Source organism: Cellulomonas avistercoris, from assembly GCF_014836445.1.
In the GTDB taxonomy this organism is placed as follows: Bacteria; Actinomycetota; Actinomycetes; order Actinomycetales; family Cellulomonadaceae; genus Cellulomonas; species Cellulomonas avistercoris.
This window is the reverse complement of sequence record NZ_JACSQV010000015.1, coordinates 67,542-90,190: the sequence shown is the minus strand read 5'-3', so window position 1 is coordinate 90,190 and position 22,649 is coordinate 67,542. Positions and strand designations below refer to the sequence as shown.

Below are 22,649 nucleotides of genomic sequence, written 5' to 3'. Positions count from 1 at the left end.
AGGAGACGCCATGATCGAGGTGGAGGCGCTGACCAAGCGCTACGGCAGCACGACGGCGGTGGACGGGCTGACCTTCACGGCGCGGCCCGGGACCGTCACCGGGTTCCTCGGGCCCAACGGCGCGGGCAAGTCCACGACCATGCGCGTCGTCGTGGGGCTCGAGCGGCCGACGTCGGGCTCGACGCGGGTCGACGGGCGGCGCTACGCCGACCTGCCGGCGCCGCTGCACGCGGTGGGCGTCATGCTCGACGCGCGCTCGGTGCACCCCGGCCGTACCGCGTACAAGCACCTGCTGGCCATGGCGCAGACGCACGGCATCGGCAGGGCACGCGTCCGCGAGGTCATCGCGCAGACCGGCCTCGAGCCGGCCGCCCACCGCCGCGCGGGCACGTTCTCGCTCGGCATGGGCCAGCGGCTCGGCATCGCGGGGGCGCTGCTGGGCGACCCGCAGACGCTCATCCTCGACGAGCCGGTCAACGGCCTGGACCCCGACGGCGTGCTGTGGGTGCGGCGCCTGGTCCGCGACCTCGCGGCCGAGGGTCGCACGGTGCTGCTGTCGTCCCACCTCATGCACGAGCTCGCGCTGTGCGCCGACCGCGTCGTCATCATCGGCCGCGGGAGGCTGCTGGCGGACGCGACGGTGCAGGACATCGTCGAGAAGTCCGAGCGCGCGGGGGTCGTGCGGGTCCGCACGACCGAGCCCGAGGCGCTGACCCGCGAGCTGCTGGCCGCGGGCGCGCAGGTCACGCCCCAGGAGGGCGGGGCGCTGCAGGTCCGCGGTGCGTCGGTCGACGAGGTCGGCACCGCAGCGCGCCGCTGCGGTGCGACGGTCCTGGAGCTCGCTGCCGAGACCGGCTCGCTCGAGGAGGCGTACCTGCAGCTCACCGGCGACGCCGTCGAGTACCGCACGGCCGGCACCGGGGCAGGTGCGCGATGAGCGCCACGACGACCCCCGTCGCCGCGCGTGCTGCGGCCGCTGCGCGCACCGACGGGCCGACCTTCGGCCGCGTCGTCGCCGCCGAGTGGACCAAGCTGACGTCGCTGCGCTCGCCGTGGTGGACCGCCGCCGTCACGGTCGTCGTGGCGGGTGTGATCTCGTACCTGAGTGCGACGGCGTCCTCGGTCGACCCGGGGTTCGAGCCGGCCCGCGACCTGTCGAGCGGTCTGCTGCTGGCCCAGATCGGGCCCCTGGTCCTCGGCATCCTGTACGGGGCGGGCGAGTTCCGCACGGGTGCCTTCCGCACGACGTTCACGCTGGTCCCGCGGCGCTGGCCGGCGCTCGTGGCGCAGGCCGTCGTCCTGACGGCGTTCGCGCTGGTGCTCGGGGTCCTCACCGTGGCGGCGTGCGTCGTGGGGGTCCTGCCCGCGGCCGCGTCGCGCGACCTCCCGCTCGGGCTCGCCGACGGCGAGACCCCCGGGATCATGCTCGGCATGGTGGTGTTCGTCGTCGGCACGGCGCTGCTCGGGCTCGCGCTCGGCGCGCTGCTGCGCAGGACGGTCCCCGCGCTCGTCACGGCGCTCGTGGTGCTGATCTTCCTGCCCGTCGTGCTCATGACCGTCAGCGACCCGGGCGTCGACGCGAACGGCATGGCCCTGCCCCACAGCGTCACGCCGGCCGGTGCGATCGGCGCGTTCACACCCGGGACCGCGGCCCAGCTGCTGACGACGGGTGCATCGAGCGACGGCATGCCCGGGACGCCCGACCTCGGCCCGGTGGGTGGGGGTCTGGTCCTCGGTGCGTGGATCGTCCTGCTGCTCGTCGTGGCGGGCGTGCGGCTGCGTGCGCGGGATGCACGGTGATGACGGGCACGGCGACGACAGGCACCTCGACGACAGGCACGGCGACGACGCCCGCCCCGGGCCCCCGCGCGACGGCACATGCGTCGCGGGGGGGGGGGGGGCGCCTGCCCGGCCCGGCGTGACGTCCCGCCGCGTGCTCGCCGCCGAGTGGACCAAGCTGACGAGCGTCGCGTCGAGCTCCTGGCTCGCGCTGGGCACGATCGCGGCGGCCGCTCTCACGGCGTACGGGCTGGGCATCTTCGTGCGGACCGCCGACGGGCGCTCCGGCTCCTGGGTCGTGGTGTCCGGGTTCGTGTTCGCACAGCTCGGGTTCCTCGTCCTCGGGACGGTCGTCGGGACGTCGGAGCACACGACAGGCACGGCGCGCGTCACGTTCACCGCGGTGCCGCGCCGGTTGCCCGTGCTGGGCGCGCAGGTCGTGGTGACGACCGTCGCGGCCGCCGTCACCGCGACGCTGGCGCTCGGCGCGTCGTACCTGGCGACCATCGGGCCCCGCGCGGGCGAGGCGCCCGCGCTGGACCCCGCCGTCCCCGGCACGACCCGTGTGCTCGTGTGCTTCGTCGTCGTCGGTGCCGCGCTCGCCCTGCTGGGGCTCGGCCTCGGCGCGCTCCTGCGGCGCCCGGCGGACGCGATCGTCACGGGCGTCGTGCTCGTCTTCCTCCTCGACTTCTTCCTGCAGAGCGTCCCGGGCCGGGTGACCGACACGGTGCGCGCGCTCCTGCCCTCGGCGGGCCGGCGCCTGCTGGAGGACGACGCGGCCGTCGCGGCGGCGGACGCCGCCACGCAGGGGCTGCAGCTCGGCGTGGGGGGCGGCGGCGCGGTCCTCGGCGTGTGGGTGGTCGTGGTGCTCGTCGCCGCGGCGTACCGGCTGCGACGCCATGACGTCCGCTGAGCCGTCGGGGGCGGTGGCACCCGCCACCGCCCGCGAGGTGGGCCGCGGCGACGGGCCGGGATGGGAGAGTGGCCCGGTGATCCGACGTGCTGCCCTCGCGCGGGCGCCCCGCGCCGACGAGGCGCTGCCGCTCACCGAGGAGCAGGTGCGCGGCGCGAGCCCGGTCGCCCGTCTCGTCACCGCACGCCCCTGGGTCATGGACGTCACGGTGGCCGTCGTCATCGCGCTGGTCGGCGTCGTCGGCTCGGGCTTCATCTGGGAGACGGCGAACGGCGCCATCGCCATCGGTCTGTACCCGCGCGACGCCGGGGTCACCGAGCGGGTGACGACGACGTGGCTCGTCGGGACCGCCGTCGGCGCGTGCCTGCTGCTGCTGCGGCGGGCGCGGCCGCTCACCGTGACGGTCCTGCTCACCGCGGCGACGCTCGTGTCGCTGCACGTGGCCGCCGTCATCGGCGTCCTCGGGGCCTGCCTGGCCTGCGCGCTGTACAGCGTCGCGGCCGCCCGGGGCACCACCACGACCTGGGTGGTGTTCGGTGCGGTCATGACGGTCGTGACGCTCGCGCTGTGGCGCTGGCAGGACCTCGGCCTCATCGAGATCATCGCCTGGTTCGGCGCGAACACGTCTCCACAGTCCGAGTGGGTGCAGTACCGCGACGAGCCGCTGATGTCGCCCGGGCGCCGCATGGGCTCGGTGCTGCTGCTGCTCGCGCTGCTGCTGCTGGGCGTCGCCGTCGGGTCGGCGGCGCGCGCTCGCCGCCTGCACGCGGCCGAGCTCGTCGAGCGGTACCGCGCCCTGGCGCGTCAGCGGGACGACGGCATCGCGCTGGCGCGGGCCACCGAGCGTGCCCACATCGCCCGCGAGATGCACGACGTCGTCGCGCACAGCCTGACCGTGATGATCGCGCTCGCCGACGGCGCGGACGCCGCGTTCGAGCGCGCCCCCGACCGGTCGCGGGCCGCCGTGCGCCAGGTCGCCGACACCGGACGGTCCGCGCTCGCCGACATGCAGCGCGTCCTGGGGGCGCTCGGCCCCGCGTCGAGCAGCGACGACCCGGTGGCGCCGACGGAGGTCGACCTGTCCACCGTCGTCGAGCGCTTCGGCACGGCCGGGCTGGCCGTGACCGCGACGGGCCTGGACACCGCGCTGCCGGACGACACGTCGGTTCGCCTGGCGGTCCTGCGGATCCTCGGCGAGGCGCTGACCAACGTGCTGCGGCACGCACCGGGCGCGTCGTCGGTCGAGGTCGCGGTGCGCCGCACGCCGACGACCGTCGAGGTCGACGTCGTCGACGGGGGCGGTCTCCGGGCCGGTGAGGGGCCCGGCACCGGGCGGGGGATCGTCGGCATGCGCGAGCGTGCCGCGCTCCTCGGAGGGCACGTCGAGGCGGGACCCCGCCCCGACGGCGGGTGGCAGGTGCACGCGGTGCTGCCGTGGGCCGAGGACGGAGGAGAGGCACGATGACGACGGTGCTCCTGGTGGACGACCAGTCCCTGCTGCGCGTCGGCTTCCGCATGGTCATCGAGTCCGCCCCGGACCTCGAGGTCGTCGGCGAGGCCGCGGACGGGCGGGTCGCGCTCGAGCAGGTCGCCGCGCTGGCACCCGACGTCGTGCTCATGGACATCCGCATGCCCGGCATGGACGGCATCGAGGCGACCCGGCACATCGCCGCCGACCACCCCGCGTCGCGCGTGCTGGTCCTCACGACGTTCGACGTCGACGACCTCGCGTTCGCGGCGCTGCGCGCCGGTGCGAGCGGGTTCCTGCTGAAGTCGGCCCGCCCCGACGAGCTCGTCGACGCGATCCGGACCGTCGCCTCCGGGACGTCGGTGGTCGCGCCGCGCGTGCTGCGCCGCATGCTCGACCTCTTCGCGGGCCACCTGCCGCTCACGGTCGACGTCGCGGACGAGGACGGGCCCCACCCGCGCCTGCGCGCCCTGACGCCGCGCGAGCTCGACGTGCTGCGGCTCGTCGCGGCCGGTGCGTCGAACTCCGAGATCGCGGGCGAGCTCTTCGTCTCCGAGACGACCGTCAAGACCCACGTCGGCAACGTCTTCGCCAAGCTGGGCGCCCGGGACCGCGTCCAGGCCGTGATCATCGCCTACGAGTGCGGCGTGGCGGGGCCGGCCGGTGCCGGCTCGTCGGGACGAGGGGTGCCGGCGCCCGACGCGCGGTAGGCGCCGCTGCAGGACCGGCGGCGACCTGGAGCCGACGCGGTCCTCAGGCCGCGGGCGGGTCGCCCTGCGGCGTCCGGGCGCTCGCGGGACGTCGCCGCCCCCAGACCTCGCGCCCCTTGTCGACGCCCAGCCGGCCCGCGGCGCGTGCCCGGTCGAGCCAGCGCCGCGCCCACGCGAACTCCGTGGCGAGCAGCGCGAGGCCCGCCAGGATCGCGAGGATCCCCGGTCCGGGCAGCACGAGCATCGCGACGCCCGTGAGCAGCACGGTCCCCCCGACGACGGACACGGCGACGACCCGCACGGGACGCGGCAGCAGGTCGATCTGGGCCCGCGTGCGCTCCCAGCGCTGGGACCACGTCGTGCGGTCGCCCCGCCCGCCCGCCGCGGGCCCACCGCCGGTCTCCCGGTCGACGAGCCTGGCCTGCACGGCCGCCACGACGGCGCCGGTCGCCTCGGGGGCGACGTGCAGGTTGAGCGCGGGCTCGAACAGCTCGGCCTCCAGCAGCACCAGGCCGTGGTCGGCCGAGTCGACCGTGTCGACGCGCGCGTACAGCGGGACGCCCAGCCCGGTCGCCTCACCCACGGCCGCGACGACGCGCTGCGCGAAGGCGGCCTCGGCCGCGGTGACGTCCACCGGCTCCGGGTGCTCGGCGTAGACGCCGCCGAGCAGCCCGCCGCCGGGCGCCAGGAGCGCGCCCTTCGCGATCGCGTGCGTGAGCCTGCCGTCGATCACGTACAGCGCCTTCTCGCGCCCCGCGGACAGCTCGGGCACCTCGGGCTGCACCATGACGACGCCGCCGCCGTCGAGGATCCGGGCCGCGAGGTCGAGCGCACCGGGGTCGTCGGCGCCGAAGAGCCCCGTGTCACGCGCGCCCGCCGAGATCGCGGGCTTGAGGACGACGCGTGCTCCGGGCGCCACGGCCGCCAGGTCGGCGCGCACGTCGTCGAGCGACGTGCGGTACGTGGTCGGGACGACGCCGACACCCAGGTCGGCGAGCTGGGCGAGGTACCGCTTGTCGAGGTTCCAGCGGACCAGCGCGGGCGGGTTGAGCACGCGCGTCTCGCTCTCGGCGCGGTCGAGCCAGGCCAGGAACTCGGGCAGCCGGTCGGGGTAGTCCCAGGGGCTGCGCAGCACGAGCAGGTCGTACGCGGCCCAGTCGACGCCCGCGTCGTGCCACACGGCGGCGTCGGCGTCGATCCCCTGCGCGCGCAGCGCCGCGACGAGGGGCGCGGTGTCGTGGTCGGGGTCCTCGGCGGGGTACGCGTCGGTGACGACGACGCCCACGCGGGCGCCCGGTCGTGCAGACGTGGTGCTCACCTGCGGGACCTTACGTGGGGTCGGGCCCGGTGCGCGCGTGCGCCGCTAGGGTCGCGCGGGTGAGCAGCGAAGGCGGGCCGGCGACGTCCGGACCCGACGACTGGGTGCCCGGCCGGCGCCGGTTCGTCGTGGGGGCCGGCCTCGCGGTGGCCCTCCTGGTCGCCGCCACGGTGCTGGTGCGCGTGCTGCCGGAGCGCGCCGGCGCGCCCGGCTGCACCGCGTCGGGCGACGTGCGCCCGCCCGCGGCGGTCGTCGAGGCGGTGCGGGAGGCGCTCGCGGCGGTCCCGGCCGAGGTCGCGGACGTCGCCGCCTCGTGCCGCCTGGTCGCCGGTGCGCGGGCGCCGGGCCCGGGTGAGCTGGACCTGCGCCGCCACCCGAGGTCGTGGGTCGTCGGGCTGGACGTCGCGGCGCCGGGCCACGACGGGCTCGTGGCCGCGGCCCGTGCGGTCCTCGCGGCCGCCGACCCGGCCGCGGAGCACGCGTGGGACCTGCGCGTGCGGGACGTGGCCCGGTCGGCCGAGGTCGTGCTCGAGGCCGGCGGGGGCACGGGCCTCGTGGCGCAGGCCGCGGCGGTCCGGGCGGTGCCGGGAGTCGCGGAGGTGTGGTTCGGGCCCGACAGCGGGCGGGTCGTGGTGGGGTCCCCCGGCGACGTGGTGGGCGTGCTGCGCGCTGCCGCGGGGCGCGCGCTGCCCGTGACGACCGTCGAGGTGCCGGACCCGTGGGTCGAGGTCCGTCAGCTCGTCCCGGACGCGTGGGCGGACGAGCACGACGTCGCGCTCGCGCTCGACGTCGCCACGTGGGACGGCGTCGTGCGCGTGCTGCTCGACGCGGGCGCGGACCCGTCGAGCGACCTGACCGTCCACGTCGAGGACGACCTGCAGCGTGCCGACGTCGCCCGCCGGCTCGACGTGCTCGCCGGACCGCCCGTGCGGTACCACGTGACATCGCCCGGCGCGACGGTCGACGGGGTCGCCGGCGGGCGTGCGTCGGACGCCGCTGCCGGGACGCCCGCCGCCCCGGGGGCCGACGTCGACGGTGCGCCCCGGTGCACGGGTGCGGAGCTGGACGTTCAGGTGCTCGGGTCGGACGCGGCCCTCGGCTCGCGCTTCCTCTTCCTGCGCGCGACCCACGTGGGGCAGGTGCGGTGCGTCGTGCAGGGCCTGCCCGAGCTCGCGTTCACGCGCGCGTCCGGGACGCCGACGCCCGGCCTGACGCAGCTGCCCGACCTCGTGGCGCCCGACGCGCCGCCGAGCGTGGTGCTCGCGCCGGGGGAGTCGGTGGACGCGCAGGTGCGGTGGGCCGCGATGTCGACGTCGCAGGACCCGGACGTCGCGGTGGGCGTCGCCGTGCGCGCGGTGCCGGGCGGTCCCGTCGTCGACCTGCCGCTGCCCGACGCGCTGGACGTGCTCGCGGGTGCGACGGTGAAGGTCGGCCCGTGGCAGGGGGCCGGGCCGGCGCCGTGACCGGCCGCTCCCCGGGCGTCGGCGTCAGGCCGCGGGCGGGGGGCCCGGCGCGTGCGCGGGGGCCGTGCGGTTCACGGTGGCGAGCAGGCGCGTGAGCTCGGCGAGCTCGTCGGCGTCGAGTCCGAACGCGGCCGCGACGCGTCCGGGCACGTGCGCCACCTGCGTGCGCAGCGCGCGCCCCTCGTCGGTGAGGGCGACCGTGACCGAGCGCTCGTCGTCGGCGCGGCGGCGGCGCTCGAGGAGCCCGCGCGCCTCGAGCCGCTTGAGCAGCGGCGAGACGGTCCCGTAGTCGAGGTGCAGGACGTCGATGACCTGGCGCACGGTCTGCTCGCCCCGCGTCCACAGCACCACGAGCACGAGGTACTGCGGGTACGTGAGACCGACCGGGTCGAGCAGCCCGCGGTACACCGACGTCATGGCGCGCGACGCCGAGTAGAGGTCGAAGCAGAGCATCGTCGCGAGCGAGATGTCGTCGGGGGTCCGCGCGTCGTCGGGCCGTGGGGCGTCGTTCACGGCACCGAGTCTAGGCGAGATCTTGACGCGCACAACTAGAACGTGCACGATGTAATCGTTCCCGATGAACCGAGGGGGCACCGGCGCCCGGGCCACCGCCCGGGAAACGAGGAGAGGGCAGGGGCATGCCGTACATCACCAGCACCGCGACCGACCAGACCGTCGAGCTCTACTACGAGGACCACGGCTCCGGGCAGCCCGTCGTGCTCATCCACGGCTACCCGCTCGACGGCAGCTCGTGGGAGAAGCAGACCGTGGCCCTCCTGGAGGCGGGCTACCGCGTCATCACCTACGACCGGCGGGGCTTCGGCCGCTCCACGAAGTCGACCGAGGGCTTCGACTACGACACCTACACGGCCGACCTCGACGCGGTCCTGACGACGCTCGACCTGCGCGACGTCGTCCTCGTCGGCTTCTCGATGGGCACGGGCGAGGTCGGTCGCTACCTCGGCACCCGCGGCTCCGAGCGCGTCGCCAAGGCGGCGTTCCTCGCGTCGATCGAGCCCTTCCTGCTGCAGACCGAGCAGACCCCGCACGGGCTGCCGCAGAGCGCGTTCGACGGCATCGCCGCGAGCGCGCGCGCGGACCGCTTCGCGTGGTTCGACGAGTTCTTCGCCAACTTCTACAACCTGGACGAGAACCTCGGCTCGCGGATCAGCGAGGCGGCGGTGCGCGGCTCGTGGTCCGTCGCGGCCGGCTCGGCACCGTGGGCGGCCTGGTCCGTCGTCCCGACATGGCACACCGACCTGCGCGACGACATCGCGAAGATCGACGTCCCGACGCTCATCCTGCACGGCACCGCCGACCGGATCCTGCCGATCGACGCCACCGGCCGGCCGTTCGCCGCGCTGCTGCCCGAGGCCACCTACGTCGAGGTCGAGGGGGCGCCGCACGGCCTGCTGTGGACGCACGCGGACGAGGTGACCGCGGCGCTGCGGGGCTTCCGCGCCGCCTGACGCGGGGCGCCGCGAGGCCGCCGGGGCGGCGCCCGGCGGGGCGCCGCACCGGCGTGCCCGGTTCGTGCCGGTCCCGGCCGGCACCCGGGCGCGGACGGGTGACGCGCGCCCTCTGACGGGCGAACGGGCGGCGCGGGGCCACGGCCCGGCTGCCACCTGCACGCATGATCAGGTGCAGCGCACCCCGCTGCCGTCCCGTACGACCCTGCCGCGGTCGGGTCCCCGAAGCCAAGAGGTCCCCTGTGCGTCCCCTGCGTCCTGCCGCCACCGCGGCTGCCCCCACCGCGACCCGCGCGCGTCGCGGCACCGCCCTCGTCGTCCTCGGTGCGGCCGCCCTGCTGGGGTCCACGCCCGCCGCGGCGCTGGCGACCGACGCGCCCGCCGCGCAGGACGTCGCCCAGCCCGAGGCCCCGATCGTGCTGCCCGCGCAGGAGCAGGTCGACCAGCTCGTCCCCGCGGCCGCTCCGGCCGCGCTGCTCGCCGACGAGGTGCCGCCCGCCGACGAGGTGGCCCCGGCGGACGAGGTGGCCCCGGCCGACGAGGTGGCCCCGGCGGACGAGGCCGACTGTGCCACGACGGTCCAGGGCTGCTACGGGACGGGCAAGCTGGGGTTCGGCGCGTGGAGCCCGGACGGTGCGCCGCTCGCGGGCACGGTCGTCGAGCTCGACCACGTCGGCACGGGCCCCGAGCCCGAGGCGACCGGCACGCTCGACGAGTACGGCGTGCTCCCGAGCGACTCGTGGACCTTCTCCGGGAGCCTCACGGCCACCGCCCGCGTCGTGTCCCTCCCCGAGGGCGCGATGCTCGCGGGTCCGGCGTCGCAGACGTTCGGCCCCTGCCTGGCCACCGACGCCGCGTTCGGCTTCTGCAGCTACACGTTCGCCCCGGAGGTCGTGCGGGCGTACCGCGTGCTCGAGATGGTGGCCGTCGACGAGACCGGTGCGCCGGTCGTCGGTGTCACCGCCGAGCTGTGGGGCGCCGAAGGCACGGGCGCACTCGCGCCGGCGCCCGCGCCCGAGATGGCGCTGCGCGTCGCGCCGGAGCCCGACGGGCTCGTGCTGCTCGCCACCGCCACGTCCGACGCGGCCGGCCGGCTCGCCTTCGGCCAGGTCGTGCCGGCCACGTACCAGGTGCGCGTCACGGGCGTGCCGTCCGGCCTCGTCCTGCCGGAGGACGTCGTGCCGGTGACGGCCGCCGCCGTGGGCACGACCGCCGAGGCGGACGTGCCGACGGGCGAGCTCGTCGTCCTGCGTGCCGTCGCGGCGCCGGTCGTCCCCGTGGCGCCGGTCGTGCCCGTCGCGCCGGTGCCCGCCGCGCCGGTCGCGCCCGCCGCGCCGGTGCCCGCCGCGCCCGCACCCGTCGCTGCGCCGGTGACGGCCGCGCCCGCGGCGGGCGCCCTCGCGGCGACCGGTGCGGACCCCGCGCGGCTGGCCGGTGCCGCCGCCGCGCTCGTCGCGCTCGGCCTCGGTGTCCTGCTCACCGCCCGGCGGGCCGGGCGTCGCGTGTGAGGGCGCCCGGCCGCGACCGGGTCCCCGTGTGGTGGGCACGTTCGGTGCTGCCGCCCGGCGGCCCCGGTGCGCAGGGCACCGGTGACGCCGGCACGGTGGTCGTGCACGCGATCGCCTCGCACGAGCGGCCGGACCGGTCGGTCGTCGACGTCACGGAGCTCCCGCCCGGTCGCGCGCTGACGCAGGACCGTCTGGCCCGGGTCGCCGTGCGCGCCGACACGTGGCAGCTCGTCCGGTCCGAGCCGTTGGCGGAGCGGCTCGCGGCTGCGACGCCGCTGGTGCTGGTGGAGCGCGTGGAGCGGGACGCCGACCCGGTCGTGGCCGAGCTGGTGGCCTTCGCGCACGCGGACGTCGCGGCGCGCGCACAGGCCCTCGGGGCCCACGTGGAGCCGGGTGCGGTCGTCACCCAGGCGGACGCCGCGCGGCTGCGGCTGGCGTCGGCGCCCCAGGTCGGTGCCGTGCGGTGGCGTGCGGCGACCGGTGAGATCCGCGAGATCTACGTCGCGCCCGTGCACCGACGGCGCGGCGTGGCCACCGTCCTGCTGCTCACCGCCGAGGGTGCGACGGCGGCCCGCGGGTGGCCGCGCCTGTGGGCGGGCGGGGTCCGCACGGCGCTCGGCGACGCCGCGGCGCGCCGGCTGCGCTACGGGGTCGGGCGCGTGGGCGCGCTGACCCGGCTCGCGCCCCCGATGACGCCCGCGGCGGACCGGGTCGGCGTACCGCGTCGCCACCTGGAGCCCTCCGACTGACGCGGTCCGCGCGCCGGTGCGCCGCGCCCGCCCTCCGCGCGGGAGGATCGTCGGGTGCGCGCGCTGGTGATCGAGCAGTTCGGTGTCCTCCCGGAGGTCCGGGAGGTCGCGGACCCCTCGTGCCCGCCCGACGGCGTCGTCGTGCGCGTCGGCGCCACCGGCGTGTGCCGCAGCGACTGGCACGCGTGGCAGGGGCACGACGACGGCGTGACGCTGCCGCACGTCCCCGGTCACGAGCTCGCCGGCACGGTCGTCGAGGTGGGCCCGGACGTGCGCGCGTGGTCGGTCGGCGACGTCGTCACCGTGCCCTTCGTCATGGCGTGCGGCGCGTGCGCGACGTGCCGCGGCGGGGACCAGCAGGTGTGCCCGCACCAGACCCAGCCGGGCTTCACGCAGTGGGGCTCGTTCGCCGAGCTCGTCGCGCTCGACCACGCGGACACCAACCTCGTGCGGGTCCCGGAGGGGATGACGCCGGTCGCCGCGGCCGCGCTCGGCTGCCGGTTCGCGACCGCGTACCGCGCGGTGACGGTGCACGGCGCGGTCCGCGCGGGCCACGAGGTCGCCGTGCTCGGCTGCGGCGGCGTCGGCCTGTCGGCGGTCATGGTCGCCGTCGCGGCCGGCGCTCACGTCGTCGCCGTGGACCCGTCGCCCGCCGCGCGCGCCGCCGCCCGTGCCGCGGGCGCGCACGTGACGCTCGACCCGCGCGACGACGCGCCGGAGGTGCTCGCGGAGCGGCTCGTCGAGGCCACCGGGGGAGGCGCGCACGCGGCGCTCGACGCGCTGGGCAGTGCGGACACCGCGCTGACCGGCGTGCTCGCGCTGCGCCGCCGCGGACGCCACGTGCAGGTCGGGCTGCTGCTGGGCGACGACGCCAGGACGGCCCTGCCGATGGACCGCGTGCTCGCGTGGGAGCTGTCGGTGCACGGCAGCCACGGGATGGCCGCGCACGAGTACCCGGCGATGCTCGCGGCGATCGCCCGCGGGGACCTCGCGCCGGCGATGCTGGTCGGGCGCACGATCGGCCTCGACGACGCACCCCGGGCGCTCGCCTCGCTGCCGTCGGCCGCCACCGCCGGGATGACCGTCGTCGTCCCCTGAGGTGACGCGGCGTGGGTCGTGGCGTGGGGTGTGGTTGACGTCACGTCCGGATGTGGGGTAGACCTTGCGTCGGCGGCACAACGGCGTGACGCCGAACGCAGGACACGGGTCCGGTTCCTCGGTAGGCCGAGCACCCGACGTGCTCGCCGGTCGCATCGCGACAGCGGCGAGCACGTGCGGAGTGGGAGCGCGACCATCGTCACGCCGGCTCCGACCCGCCTCTCGGCGGACGCAGCCGGCGGCCTTCCTCAGCGTCCGAGCGTGTCGATCGCCGCGACCTCGTCGGGGCTCAGCGTGAACCCGAGCACCCCCAGGTTCTCCTCGAGCCGCTCGGGCCGCACCGACTTCGGGATGACGACCACGTCGTGCTCGAGGTGCCAGCGCAGCACCACCTGGGCGGGCGTCACGCCGTGCGCGCGTGCCGCCGCGACGATCGGCTCGGCGCCGAGGTCGGTCCGCTTGAGGGGGCTGTAGCCCTCCACCACGACGCCGCGCTCACGGTGCGCCGCGAGCAGGGCGGCGTCGTGGTCGACAGGGGAGTAGGGGATCTGGTTGACCGCCGGCGCCTCGCCGGTGGCCGCGATCAGCTCGTCGATCTGAGCGATCGAGTAGTTCGACACCCCGATCGAGCGGACGTGCCCCTCGTCGCGCGCGCGCCGCAGCTCCTCCCAGACGTCGGGACGGGCCTGCTTGCCCGGGGGCCAGTGGATGAGCCACAGGTCCAGGTGGTCGGTGCCGAGCGCGGCGAGCGACTCCATGAGCGTCTGCCGCACGCGGTCCGCGTGGTCCGGCGGCAGCTTGGTCGTCAGGAAGACGTCGTCCCGGTCGATGCCGCGGGTCGCGAGCGCGCGGGCGACCTGCGCCTCGTTGCCGTACCCGGTCGCGGTGTCGACGTGCCGGTAGCCGAGCTGCAGGGCGGCGCTGACGGCGAGCTCGGCGTCCGAGCCCTCCGACTGCCAGGTGCCGAGGCCGAGGACGGGGATGGCGCCGCCGGGGAGCGGCAGGGTGGGGGTGGTGGTGTCGGGCATGCGTCCATCCTCTCCGGACGTGCGCGTCCCCGCAGGTCGGCGGCGCGCGTCGGGCGTCACTCCTCCGTGCCGGGGTCCGAGCGTCCCGGTGCCGCGGCCAGGCGCTCGCCCGGGTGGCCGGTCAGCCCGAGCTCGTCGGCCAGGAACATGAAGGCCCGGGCGTACGGCTGCCCGTCGATCTCCTCGCGCACGCGGTCCCAGTCGATCTGCTCGCGCAGCGCCCGCGCCATCGGCAGGAGCCAGGTGAAGTCGCAGTAGTGCTCGCCCAGCACGCGCATCTTGGCCGAGATGATGTCGGTCGCGGGCAGCACGGGCATGCGCACCGCCAGCACCTCGAGCTGGTCGGCCCGTGCGAGCTGCTCGCGCGTGACCGGCTCACCGACCATCCGGAAGATCACGTCGACGAGCTGCCCGTGGTGGTACGCCTTGAACAGCCAGTTCTCGGCCGGCTGCTGCACGTCCAGACCGGCCGCGGCCAGCGCGGCGCGCGCGGCGTCGACGTCGTCCTCGGCGACCGCGAAGTCCGCGTCGTGGCTGGGCTCGGGCGCACCGCGGGCCCACGCGGCGTACCCACCCACGAGCGCGAACGGGATCTCGGCGTCGAGCAGCGCGACGGCCGTCCGGCGCAGGCCGTCCTGCAGCGCCGCGCGGTCGTCGGGGGTCTCCGCCCCGGTGGGGGCGGGCAGCGGCGGGGGCGCCGCACCGGTCAGCGGTGTCGTCGTCGGGTTGTGCATGCAGGGTGTCTACACCGCACCGCGCGGGAGCGCTCGTCGGGCGGCCCGGGGGTGCGCTGCGGGCGCGTGGCCGTGCGGCGCGGCGGAGGGCCGGTGAGAATCGCAGGGTGCGGCTCGCCACCTTCAACATCCTGCACGGACGTTCGCCCGCGGACGGCCGTGTCGACCTCGACCGGTTCGCCGACGCCGTGCGACGCCTCGACGCGGACGTCCTGGCGCTGCAGGAGGTCGACCGCGCCCAGAGCCGCTCGCACGGTGCCGACCTGACGGCCGTCGCCGCCGACGCGATGGGCGCCTCGCACCACCGGTTCGTCGCGACCCTGCACGGCGAGCCCGGCCTGTGGGTCGCGGGCACCGGGGAGGAGCAGCCCGACACGGCCGCCTACGGCATCGCGCTGCTGTCGCGACGTCCGGTGCGCGCGTGGCACGTCCTGACGCTGCCGACCCTGCGGCGGCGCACCCCCGTCCGCTTCCCCGGCGCGCGCTGGCCCGCGCTGGTGCGCGACGAGCCGCGCACCGCGCTCGCGGCCGTCGTCGACGACGAGCGGGGGCCGCTGACCGTCGTCGGCACGCACCTGACGTTCATCCCCGGCTGGAACGTGCGCCAGCTGCGGCACCTGGTCCGCGAGACGCGCACGCTGCCGGGCGCGACGGTCGTCATGGGCGACCTCAACCTCGCGGGCGAGCAGCCGGCACGGCTGTCGGGGCTGCGGTCGCTCGTCCAGGCCCCCACGTTCCCGGTCGACGAGCCGGTGCGTCAGCTCGACCACGTGCTGGCAGGCCCGGGCGTGCACGCGAGCGGCCCGGGCCAGGCTCTCGCGCTGGGGCTGTCCGACCATCGCGCGCTCGTCGTCGACGTCCACCGCTGACCACGAGCGTGCGCCGCCGGCGTCAGCCGCCCAGGAGGTCCTCGAACGACGGCACGGCGTCGTAGAGCCCCGCGCGCGTGACGGGCTCGCGCGCCGCGACGCGTGCGGCGAGCTCGGCCGCCGCCCGGGCGATGCGGGCGGGCAGCGGCTTGACCTGGTCGGTGCCGGCGTCGGCCCAGTCGTCCGTGGCGGCGAACACGGCGGTCGGGACGACGTCGGCCTGCAGGTAGGCGAACAGCGGCCGCAGCGCGTGCTCGAGCGCGAGCGAGTGCCGCGCGGTGCCGCCGGTCGCGCCCAGCGCGACGGGGGTGCCGCGCAGCGTCTCGGGGTCCAGGACGTCGACGAAGGACTTGAACAGGCCGGCGTAGGAGGCTGCGTACACGGGCGACACGGCGATGACGCCGTCGGCACCGGCCAGGGCGCTCTGCGCGGCGGCGAGCTCCGGCCGCGCGTAGCCGCTCAGCGTCATGTCGACCACGTCGTGCGCGAGTCCCCGCAGCTCGACCACCTCGACGACCGTGTCGATGCCGCGGGCGGCGAGGTCGGCGACGGTCGCCTCGGTGAGGCGGTCGGCGAGCATGCGCGTCGACGACGGCTGCGACAGCCCGCCGGAGACGACGACGATCGATCGGGACGTCACGGGGGTCCTCCTGGGGACGTGCTGGGCGGGACTGGATCGTTCTCTCGCGGGGGGTGGCTGGATTGCTCTCTCGCGGGGGAGGGGGGCGGGGGGGGGCTGGATCGCACCCTTGCGGTGAGAGTGCGATCCAGCCTGCCTCAGGGGAGGGTGGTCGCGCCGGCGGCCTCGGCGGCCGCGAGGTCGTCCTCGGCCGCCTTGCCCGTCCAGTGGTCCGCGGCCGCGGCCTGCTGCTCGTGGACGCGCCCGGCGGCGCGTGCGGCGGCGACGCGCTCGGCGTGCGTCGGCGGGTTCGCGGGCACGTCGGCGGGACGACGCGACTCGGCCTCGCGGCGCAGGACGGGCACGACCTCCTCCGCGAGGAGGTCGATCTGCTCGAGGACGGTCTTGAGCGGCAGGCCGGCGTGGTCCATGAGGAACAGCTGGCGCTGGTAGTGGCCGACCTGCTCCCAGAAGGCGCCGTAGCGGTCGATGACCTGCTGGGGGCTGCCGACGGTCAGCGGCGTCTCGCGCGTGAAGTCCTCCATCGACGGGCCGTGGCCGTAGACCGGGGCGTTGTCGAAGTAGGGGCGGAACTCGTTCCACGCGTCCTGGCTGTTCCTGCGCATGAAGACCTGCCCGCCCAGGCCGACGATCGCCTGGTCCGCACGGCCGTGGCCGTGGTGCTCGTACCGCCGGCGGTAGAAGTGCACCATCTGCGCGGTGTGCTCCATGGGCCAGAAGATCGCGTTGTGGAGGAACCCGTCGCCGTAGTAGGCGGCCTGCTCGGCGATCTCGGGCGAGCGGATCGACCCGTGCCAGACGAAGGGTGCGACGCCGTCGAGCGGACGGGGGGTCGAGGTGAAGCCCTGCAGCGGCGTGCGGAACTTGCCGGACCAGTCGACGACGTCCTCCTCCCACAGGCGACGCAGCAGCGCGTAGTTCTCGATCGCGAGCGGCAGGCCCTGGCGGATGTCCTTGCCGAACCACGGGTACACGGGCCCGGTGTTGCCGCGGCCCATCATGAGGTCCATGCGGCCGTCGGCGATGACCTGGAGCATCGCGTACTCCTCGGCCAGGCGGACGGGGTCGTTGGTGGTGATGAGCGTGGTGGCCGTGGACAGCACGATGTTCTTGGTGCGGCCCGCGAGGTAGCCGAGCATCGTCGTGGGGGACGAGGGCACGAACGGCGGGTTGTGGTGCTCGCCGGTGGCGAAGACGTCGAGCCCGGCTGCGTCGGCGTGCTCGGCGATCGTCAGCATGGCGCGCACGCGCTCGGTGTCGTCCGGGGTCCGGCCGGTCGTGGGGTCGGTGGTCACGTCACCGACGGAGAAGATCCCGAACTGCATGGGTGCACCTCGTTCGTCAGAATCGATGCGTTTGCATCGATGTCTGGCCTCAACCCTGCCGCCGGCACACCTATTCCGGCGCGCCGCACGACGTCCGTCACCCGCCGGCGGCGTCGCCCTCGGCGAACTCGGGCACGGTCGAGACGACGGTGGTCGTCTGCGTCGTCCCGGTCAGCAGCGCCCCCGTCAGCTCGACGGCAGGCGGCAGCAGCAGAAGCCCCACCAGCAGCAGCAGGACCGCGAGCCGCACCCACGTCCCGCGCGACTCGGGTGCGCGTCGCCACCACGCCTCACTCGACGAACGCATCGACCCTCCTGTCCTCCGCCGGTCGCCGCACGGGCGCCGCACGGCGTCGCCCCTCCAGCACGGAGAGCACCTCGAGCGTCGCGAGCGCCAGCAGGGGCGGCACGAGCATCACGGCGCGGCCCTGCGCCGACGTGGCCCACGCCAGCACCGAGCCCCAGCCATGGTGCACCTGCAGCAGGACGCCCCGCACGCGCTCGACGGGTGTCGCGTTGGCGTCGGGACTGGCGTTGGCGTCGCCCTGCGTCCGGATGTACGGCTGCAGGATCGGCTCGCCCGCCTCGTCGAGGATGGGCTCCATGCGGCCCGACCCGTCCCGGACCTCCTCCATCGCCGGGAGCAGGTGCAACGAGACGATGCGGTGGGTGACCAGGTGCGGCGACCCGACGGGCTGGAACGCCACGACGAGGTCCGGCTTGAGCTCCGAGGCGTCCGAGACCGACCGCAGCACCACGACGTCGCCGGCGACGAACTGCGGGGCCATCGACCCGGACGTGACGATCAGCAGGCGCTCACCCTGCGCCTGGAACCACAGCGGGACCGCCAGCGAGGTCAGGTAGGCCAGCACACCCACCACCACCACGGTCCACAGCGCCGTGCTCGTCACGCGTCGCCACCGGGGTGCGCGCCGCCGGACCGCCGGCCGGGGGGCGCGGCGGTCGACGAAGGGCTCCGGGCCCAGGTCCAGCGAGGTCACGGCACGCTCTAGTTGTTGACCGTCTGCTCGGAGTCGAGCTGGAACGTCAGCTCGGCGGCCGTGTTCTGGAACGTGTTGTCGGCGTCGCGCGACATGTCGACCCGCACGCACAGCGTCTCGGTGCCCGTGACGCCCGCGAGCACGCGGTCGCCGGTCTGCGCGCCCGTCGCGGGGTCGCCCATGATCGCGGTCAGCGCGGACGGCAGCCCGAACTCGCTGTCGACCAGCTCCTGCGTGTCCCCGAGCACGGTCGCCGCGGCGCTGCTGTCCAGCGTGCACGCCGCGTCCTGCAGGACGCGTGCGCGCAGCTGCGTGCGCAGGTCGCCCGACCCGGCGGTGCCCGTCTCGGGCGTCGTCGTCGCGGCGGACACGCTCACGGCGTAGCGCAGCTCGAGCGAGCCGGCGTTGTCCACCGTCAGCGGCGCGACCACCGAGCCGCCGGGCGCGAGGCCGCCCACGGGCATCGTGAACTGCGCGCCGTCGGCGGTCAGCACCACGGTGCCCGTGCTGATCGTCCCGGTCAGGGAGTCCTGGTCGGTGAAGAGCGCGGACGTCGTCAGCGACGTCACGCCCACGGCGGCCAGGACCAGGATCGACCCGGTGGCCCAGCCCCGGCGTCGTCGCGCGACCTCCTGGCGCGACGGGGCGGGGTCGATCATGTCCTCGAGGAGCTCGTCCATCATCGTTGCGGTCCCTCCTGCGGGCCGCTCGCGCGTCCCCTGGTCCTGTCCCTGCGTCCGGGCCCGATCCACCCTCTTCGGTCGGCATCGTCGTCGACGCCCCCGGACTTGAGGGAACTCACCTTCTGTTCACCCGATCGGGTGAAGCGAATGGTCTCCGGGCGGCTGGAGCGCGCTCGCGGGCGCCGGCCGCGCCCACAGGTAGCCCTGCGCGCGGTCGACGCCGAGCCGCTCCAGCGTGCGCGCGGTCCGCTCGTCCTCGACGCCCTCGGCCACCACCCGCAGCCCGAACGAGTGCGCCAGGTCCACCATCGCCTGCACGACGACCTCGGACCCGGCCCGCCCGCCCTCGCCGAGGTCCGCGACGAACACCCGGTCGATCTTGAGCTCGACCACCGGCAGGTCGCGCAGCTGCGAGATGGACGTCGTGCCCGTCCCGAAGTCGTCGATCGCGACGCCCACGCCCAGGGCTGCCAGCCGCTCCAGGACCGGGACGACGCGTGTCCGGTCCGCGACGAGCGCGGTCTCGGTGATCTCGACCTCGAGCAGCGACGCGTCGACGTCGTGCTGCGCGAGCAGCGCCTCGATCACGTCGACCACCACCGGGCTCGCGACGTCGTGCGCCGATAGGTTGACCGCCACGGGCACCGCCTGGCCCGCCGCGTGCCACCGCGCGAGCTGGCGCACCGACTCCTCGAGCGCGAACTCGGTGACGCGGTGGATGAGGCCCGACTGCTCGGCGAGCGGCACGAACGCGCCGGGCGGGAGCAGCCCGCGGGTGGGGTGCCGCCAGCGGATCAGCGCCTCGAAGCCGACGATCCGCTGCGACGCGAGCTCGATCTTCGGCTGGTAGTGCATCTCGAGCTCCGGGACCACGCCCGGGTCGTCACGGGACTCGAGCGCCCGGTGCAGCTCGCCGAGCAGGACGAGGCGTGCGGGCGAGGAGTCGTCCGCCGCGGGGGAGTAGACACTCACCCCGGTGCGGTGGTGCTTGGCCGCGTACATCGCGATGTCCGCGGTGCGCATGAGCGCCGACGCGTCGGCCGCGTGGTCCGGGAGGCACGCGACGCCGATGGACGTCTCGACGTGCAGCGCGATGTCGCTCAGCTCGAAGGGCCGCGTGAACAGCCCGCGCACGCGCTGCGCCAGGCGCTCGGCGTTCGCGACGGTCCGCACGTCGGGCAGCAGGATCGCGAACTCGTCACCGCCGAGCCGCGCGACGACGTCGTCGTCCCGCAGCGCGTGGCGCAGCCGCTCGGCGACCTGCTGCAGCAGCTCGTCGCCGTGGTCGTGCCCCAGCGTGTCGTTGATGTCCTTGAAGCGGTCGATGTCGAGCAGGATCAGGCCGACGCGCGCGTCGTCGTGCGCGGCCTTCTCGATGGCCCGCTGCATCTGGTCGGCGAGCAGGCGCCGGTTGGGCAGGCCGGTGAGCGAGTCGAGCAGCGCGAGCCGGGCGTTGTCGAGCGCCGTCGAGCGCAGCCGGCGCGACGTCGAGTGCACGATCCGGAACAGCAGCACCCACAGCAGGACGAGGCTCCCGACGACCACGAGCGTGACCGTGCGGGTGGCGGTGCGCAGCGTCTCCTGCGCGACGGTGTGGTCGAGCATCACCTCGACGGCCCCGACCGCCGACCCGGGGTCGACGTCGGGCTGCGCGTCGGGCGTCGCGGTGTCCGCGAGGCGCACGGGCACGTAGACGTCGAGCACCGTCCGCTCGTCCGTGGCCGCGTCGCCCGCGCGCACGTCCGGCTGGACCACGGCGTCGGGCACGCCGGACGCCATGACGCGCGCGAGGCGGTCGGCGCTCGGCAGACCCGTCGTCGCCGCGTCGGACGAGTGCATGAGCCGCCCGTCGGTGCTCCACAGCCGCAGCTCGACGAGCCCGTCGCCGAAGCCCCGCGTCGCCGACGCCACCGCGGCGCGCTCGTCGGCCGACAGGACACCCGTCACGAACGCGGTCGAGGGCACGACGCCGGCCGTGAACCCCGCCATCCGCGAGGCGGAGCCCGTGCCGTCGCGCACCGCCTGGTCGCGCATCTGCGACGACGTCACCAGCACGAGGGCGACGCCGACCACGACCATGCCGACGAGGCTCACGACGGCGAACCGGCGCGTGGGGCTCGGACGACGGCGACCAGCTGGCACGTGCACCTCGCGGTTCGGACGGACCCGTGTGACGGGCACCTCGCGGCCAGCGTATGTCGAGACGTGCACCTGGCACAGACGCCGGGCTGGACGTCGGTCCGGGACGGTCGGGAACGTCGGGTGAATGTCGGGTGTTGACCCCGACGGTGCCGCCGCGCGGGCGGTGCCGGAAGGAGCCCCACCGTGACCGACCCCCGGACCTACCCCGTGACCAAGAGCGACGACCAGTGGTCGCTCGAGCTCGAGCCCCAGGAGTTCGCGGTGCTGCGGCGTGCCGGCACCGAGCGCCCGTGGACCGGTGCGCTGCTCGACGAGCACCGGGAGGGCGTGTACCGCTGCCGGGCGTGCAGCAACGAGCTCTTCCGCTCGGACACCAAGTTCGACTCGCACTGCGGGTGGCCGAGCTTCTTCTCCCCGCTCGCGGGCGACCGCGTCGAGCTGGTCACCGACCGCTCGCTCGGCATGGTGCGCACCGAGGTGCGCTGCGCACGCTGCGGCTCGCACCTGGGCCACGTGTTCGACGACGCCCCGCAGACGCCGACGGGCGACCGCTTCTGCATGAACTCGGTCAGCCTCACGTTCGAGCCGACGGCGGCAGCACCCGCGTCGCCCGAGGGCGCGTGAGGGTGCGCGTCACCCGGAGGTGAGGCGGCGCCGGGACGGGACGGGCGACGGGGTGACGACACGCCGCGACACGCCGCCCCGCCCGGAAGTCGCCCGTGGACGGGACTGAAGTGAGGGCCACCGCGTGCCGATAATGCGGAGGTGGACGAGGTCCTGACAGTTCGGCGATGGCGGCGGTACGGTGCCGACCGTCTCTACGTCACGCACGAGACGGGTGCGCGCGTGGGGTCCGTCGACCTCCAGTCCGGCGAGGTCGTCGCCGACGACCCGGTCCTCGAGGCCCGGGTCCGGCGTGCCGCGCAGGCCTACCTGCGCTCCGACGTCCCGGAGCTGGTCCTGCCCGTCACCTCCGAGCTCGCCTCGATCGACGCGCTCGACGGCGCCGGCATGGAGGCGTGGCTCGGCGGGGCCGAGGACGACCGGCCGCGCGACGAGCGCGGCAGCCCGGTGGGCTCGCGCCTCGACCGCCTCGCGGACGACGGCTGGCAGGCCGTGCACGACGTCCCGCTGGGCCGCCAGGGCACGGTCGTCGAGCACCTCCTGGTCGGTCCGGGCGGCATCTTCACCGTCACCGAGCGACGCCACCCGGACAGCCACGTCCGCGCCACGTCCCGCACGATGCACGTCGACGGCCGCTCGGTGCCGTACCTGCGCGACGCGCGCCTCGAGGCCGCCCGCGTCCAGGGGCTGCTGCAGTCCGCGGGGTGCGCCGGGGTCGCCGTGCACGCCGTCCTCGTCATCACCGGGGACCTCGAGCGCGACGTGCAGGACCCGCCGCAGGACATCCTGGTCATCGCGCGCCACGAGGTCCCGAACCTGTTCCGCCGGCTGCCGGCGCGGCTGGAGCCGGCGCGGGTCTCCGCTGTCGCGCAGGTCGCCCGCCGTCGCACCACCTGGGCGCGCTGAGCCGTCCTGCGGTCGGGCAGGGCCCGGGTCCCGTCCCGCGCACGTCGCCGCCTGCCAGGATGAGCGCATGACCGACGATCCCGTCCTGCGCGTCGAGCGGGAGCTCGGGCTCTTCATGCGCCGCGCGCGTGCCGCCTCCGCGGGACTCGCGCGCACCGTGCACCCGGACCTCGACGCGTCCGCCTACCTGCTGCTGGCCGCCGTCGCGCGCCCCGCCGGGCC

General features: G+C 75.8%; 23 protein-coding genes and 1 pseudogene. 14 read left to right on the top strand and 10 right to left on the bottom strand.

Annotated features, from left to right (window positions below; all coding sequences use genetic code 11):
- Positions 1-10 precede the first annotated feature (10 nt).
- The 5 genes from H9657_RS16085 (at position 11) to H9657_RS16065 (ending at position 4,870) form a co-directional block, all read left to right on the top strand.
- Positions 11-937 carry an ABC transporter ATP-binding protein gene (locus H9657_RS16085; protein ID WP_191784433.1) on the top strand — a complete coding sequence of 309 codons (927 nt, stop codon included), beginning with the start codon at positions 11-13 and terminating at the stop codon, positions 935-937.
- Positions 934-1,800, top strand: a complete 867-nt coding sequence (locus tag H9657_RS16080) for a hypothetical protein (RefSeq protein WP_191784432.1) — start codon at positions 934-936, stop codon at positions 1,798-1,800. The genes H9657_RS16085 and H9657_RS16080 overlap by 4 nt, the downstream gene beginning before the upstream one ends.
- 118 nt (positions 1,801-1,918) lie before the next feature.
- Positions 1,919-2,692, top strand: coding sequence for a hypothetical protein (locus H9657_RS16075; RefSeq protein ID WP_191784431.1), 774 nt, complete (start codon positions 1,919-1,921; stop codon positions 2,690-2,692).
- Between the two features lie 76 nt (positions 2,693-2,768).
- The gene (locus tag H9657_RS16070; RefSeq protein ID WP_318241553.1) at positions 2,769-4,157 is read left to right on the top strand and encodes a sensor histidine kinase; all 1,389 of its coding nucleotides are present in this window, start codon (positions 2,769-2,771) and stop codon (positions 4,155-4,157) included.
- Positions 4,154-4,870 carry a response regulator gene (locus tag H9657_RS16065; protein WP_191784429.1) on the top strand — a complete coding sequence of 239 codons (717 nt, stop codon included), beginning with the start codon at positions 4,154-4,156 and terminating at the stop codon, positions 4,868-4,870. The genes H9657_RS16070 and H9657_RS16065 overlap by 4 nt, the downstream gene beginning before the upstream one ends.
- A gap of 43 nt (positions 4,871-4,913) precedes the next feature.
- On the opposite strand, the gene H9657_RS16055 is transcribed toward H9657_RS16065, so the two are convergent.
- Positions 4,914-6,188 (bottom strand): PGPGW domain-containing protein, encoded by a 1,275-nt coding sequence (locus H9657_RS16055; protein WP_318241552.1) that lies wholly within the window; start codon positions 6,186-6,188, stop codon positions 4,914-4,916.
- A gap of 59 nt (positions 6,189-6,247) precedes the next feature.
- Here H9657_RS16055 and H9657_RS19755 point away from each other — a divergent pair, with 59 nt between their 5' ends.
- Positions 6,248-7,651: a DUF4232 domain-containing protein gene (locus tag H9657_RS19755; RefSeq protein WP_191784428.1), complete on the top strand. Its 1,404-nt coding sequence runs from the start codon at positions 6,248-6,250 to the stop codon at positions 7,649-7,651.
- Positions 7,652-7,675: 24 nt separating this feature from the next.
- Here H9657_RS19755 and H9657_RS16045 read toward each other — a convergent pair whose 3' ends face one another.
- Entirely contained in the window at positions 7,676-8,104 is a 429-nt protein-coding gene (locus tag H9657_RS16045; protein WP_191784450.1) for a MarR family winged helix-turn-helix transcriptional regulator, read from the bottom strand.
- Positions 8,105-8,289: 185 nt separating this feature from the next.
- Between H9657_RS16045 and H9657_RS16040 the strand changes: the two genes are divergently transcribed.
- From H9657_RS16040 to H9657_RS16025, 4 genes are all read left to right on the top strand, one after another.
- The gene (locus H9657_RS16040) at positions 8,290-9,120 is read left to right on the top strand and encodes an alpha/beta fold hydrolase (protein ID WP_191784427.1); all 831 of its coding nucleotides are present in this window, start codon (positions 8,290-8,292) and stop codon (positions 9,118-9,120) included.
- A 242-nt stretch (positions 9,121-9,362) separates the two neighbouring features.
- Entirely contained in the window at positions 9,363-10,628 is a 1,266-nt protein-coding gene (locus H9657_RS16035) for a prealbumin-like fold domain-containing protein (RefSeq protein WP_191784426.1), read from the top strand.
- Between the two features lie 26 nt (positions 10,629-10,654).
- Positions 10,655-11,377 (top strand): GNAT family N-acetyltransferase, encoded by a 723-nt coding sequence (locus H9657_RS16030; RefSeq protein WP_191784425.1) that lies wholly within the window; start codon positions 10,655-10,657, stop codon positions 11,375-11,377.
- 54 nt (positions 11,378-11,431) lie between these two features.
- A complete protein-coding gene (locus H9657_RS16025) occupies positions 11,432-12,475 on the top strand; it encodes an alcohol dehydrogenase catalytic domain-containing protein (protein ID WP_191784424.1) in 1,044 nt (347 codons plus the stop codon).
- Positions 12,476-12,723: 248 nt separating this feature from the next.
- Here H9657_RS16025 and H9657_RS16020 read toward each other — a convergent pair whose 3' ends face one another.
- On the bottom strand, positions 12,724-13,503 hold the full coding sequence (locus H9657_RS16020) for an aldo/keto reductase (protein WP_191784423.1): 780 nt from the start codon (positions 13,501-13,503) through the stop codon (positions 12,724-12,726).
- Between the two features lie 56 nt (positions 13,504-13,559).
- Positions 13,560-14,237 carry a nucleotidyltransferase family protein gene (locus tag H9657_RS16015; protein ID WP_225215454.1) on the bottom strand — a complete coding sequence of 226 codons (678 nt, stop codon included), beginning with the start codon at positions 14,235-14,237 and terminating at the stop codon, positions 13,560-13,562.
- A 107-nt stretch (positions 14,238-14,344) separates the two neighbouring features.
- Here H9657_RS16015 and H9657_RS16010 point away from each other — a divergent pair, with 107 nt between their 5' ends.
- Entirely contained in the window at positions 14,345-15,106 is a 762-nt protein-coding gene (locus H9657_RS16010) for an endonuclease/exonuclease/phosphatase family protein (RefSeq protein WP_191784422.1), read from the top strand.
- 22 nt (positions 15,107-15,128) lie between these two features.
- Here H9657_RS16010 and H9657_RS16005 read toward each other — a convergent pair whose 3' ends face one another.
- The 6 genes from H9657_RS16005 to H9657_RS15980 form a co-directional block, all read right to left on the bottom strand.
- On the bottom strand, positions 15,129-15,746 hold the full coding sequence (locus H9657_RS16005; RefSeq protein ID WP_191784421.1) for a CE1759 family FMN reductase: 618 nt from the start codon (positions 15,744-15,746) through the stop codon (positions 15,129-15,131).
- A 137-nt stretch (positions 15,747-15,883) separates the two neighbouring features.
- The gene (locus H9657_RS16000) at positions 15,884-17,071 is read right to left on the bottom strand and encodes an LLM class flavin-dependent oxidoreductase (protein WP_191784420.1); all 1,188 of its coding nucleotides are present in this window, start codon (positions 17,069-17,071) and stop codon (positions 15,884-15,886) included.
- 97 nt (positions 17,072-17,168) lie between these two features.
- The gene (locus H9657_RS15995) at positions 17,169-17,378 is read right to left on the bottom strand and encodes a hypothetical protein (RefSeq protein WP_191784419.1); all 210 of its coding nucleotides are present in this window, start codon (positions 17,376-17,378) and stop codon (positions 17,169-17,171) included.
- Positions 17,362-18,072: a signal peptidase I gene (locus H9657_RS15990; RefSeq protein ID WP_318241551.1), complete on the bottom strand. Its 711-nt coding sequence runs from the start codon at positions 18,070-18,072 to the stop codon at positions 17,362-17,364. Before H9657_RS15990 ends, H9657_RS15995 begins: the two co-directional genes overlap by 17 nt.
- Before the next feature lie 8 nt (positions 18,073-18,080).
- Positions 18,081-18,755, bottom strand: a complete 675-nt coding sequence (locus tag H9657_RS15985) for a TasA family protein (protein ID WP_191784418.1) — start codon at positions 18,753-18,755, stop codon at positions 18,081-18,083.
- Positions 18,756-18,881: 126 nt separating this feature from the next.
- Positions 18,882-20,897 carry a putative bifunctional diguanylate cyclase/phosphodiesterase gene (locus tag H9657_RS15980; protein ID WP_318241550.1) on the bottom strand — a complete coding sequence of 672 codons (2,016 nt, stop codon included), beginning with the start codon at positions 20,895-20,897 and terminating at the stop codon, positions 18,882-18,884.
- 183 nt (positions 20,898-21,080) lie between these two features.
- Here H9657_RS15980 and msrB point away from each other — a divergent pair, with 183 nt between their 5' ends.
- The 3 genes and pseudogenes from msrB to H9657_RS19450 form a co-directional block, all read left to right on the top strand.
- The gene (gene msrB, locus H9657_RS15975) at positions 21,081-21,521 is read left to right on the top strand and encodes a peptide-methionine (R)-S-oxide reductase MsrB (protein WP_191784417.1); all 441 of its coding nucleotides are present in this window, start codon (positions 21,081-21,083) and stop codon (positions 21,519-21,521) included.
- Between the two features lie 141 nt (positions 21,522-21,662).
- On the top strand, positions 21,663-22,427 hold the full coding sequence (locus tag H9657_RS15970; RefSeq protein ID WP_191784416.1) for a nuclease-related domain-containing protein: 765 nt from the start codon (positions 21,663-21,665) through the stop codon (positions 22,425-22,427).
- Positions 22,428-22,494: 67 nt separating this feature from the next.
- A pseudogene (locus H9657_RS19450) lies at positions 22,495-22,649 on the top strand (MarR family transcriptional regulator); the annotation flags it as partial.

Excerpts from the sequence above, each read along its gene's own strand:
- H9657_RS16085 (WP_191784433.1), top strand. The coding sequence starts at position 11 with ATGATCGAGGTGGAGGCGCTGACCAAGCGCTACGGCAGCACGACGGCG.
- H9657_RS16080 (WP_191784432.1), top strand. The coding sequence starts at position 934 with ATGAGCGCCACGACGACCCCCGTCGCCGCGCGTGCTGCGGCCGCTGCG.
- H9657_RS16065 (WP_191784429.1), top strand. The coding sequence starts at position 4,154 with ATGACGACGGTGCTCCTGGTGGACGACCAGTCCCTGCTGCGCGTCGGC.
- H9657_RS16045 (WP_191784450.1), bottom strand. The coding sequence starts at position 8,104 with ATGCTCTGCTTCGACCTCTACTCGGCGTCGCGCGCCATGACGTCGGTG.
- H9657_RS16040 (WP_191784427.1), top strand. The coding sequence starts at position 8,290 with ATGCCGTACATCACCAGCACCGCGACCGACCAGACCGTCGAGCTCTAC.
- H9657_RS16020 (WP_191784423.1), bottom strand. The coding sequence starts at position 13,503 with ATGCCCGACACCACCACCCCCACCCTGCCGCTCCCCGGCGGCGCCATC.
- H9657_RS16015 (WP_225215454.1), bottom strand. The coding sequence starts at position 14,237 with ATGCACAACCCGACGACGACACCGCTGACCGGTGCGGCGCCCCCGCCG.
- H9657_RS16000 (WP_191784420.1), bottom strand. The coding sequence starts at position 17,071 with ATGCAGTTCGGGATCTTCTCCGTCGGTGACGTGACCACCGACCCCACG.
- H9657_RS15995 (WP_191784419.1), bottom strand. The coding sequence starts at position 17,378 with ATGCGTTCGTCGAGTGAGGCGTGGTGGCGACGCGCACCCGAGTCGCGC.
- H9657_RS15985 (WP_191784418.1), bottom strand. The coding sequence starts at position 18,755 with ATGATGGACGAGCTCCTCGAGGACATGATCGACCCCGCCCCGTCGCGC.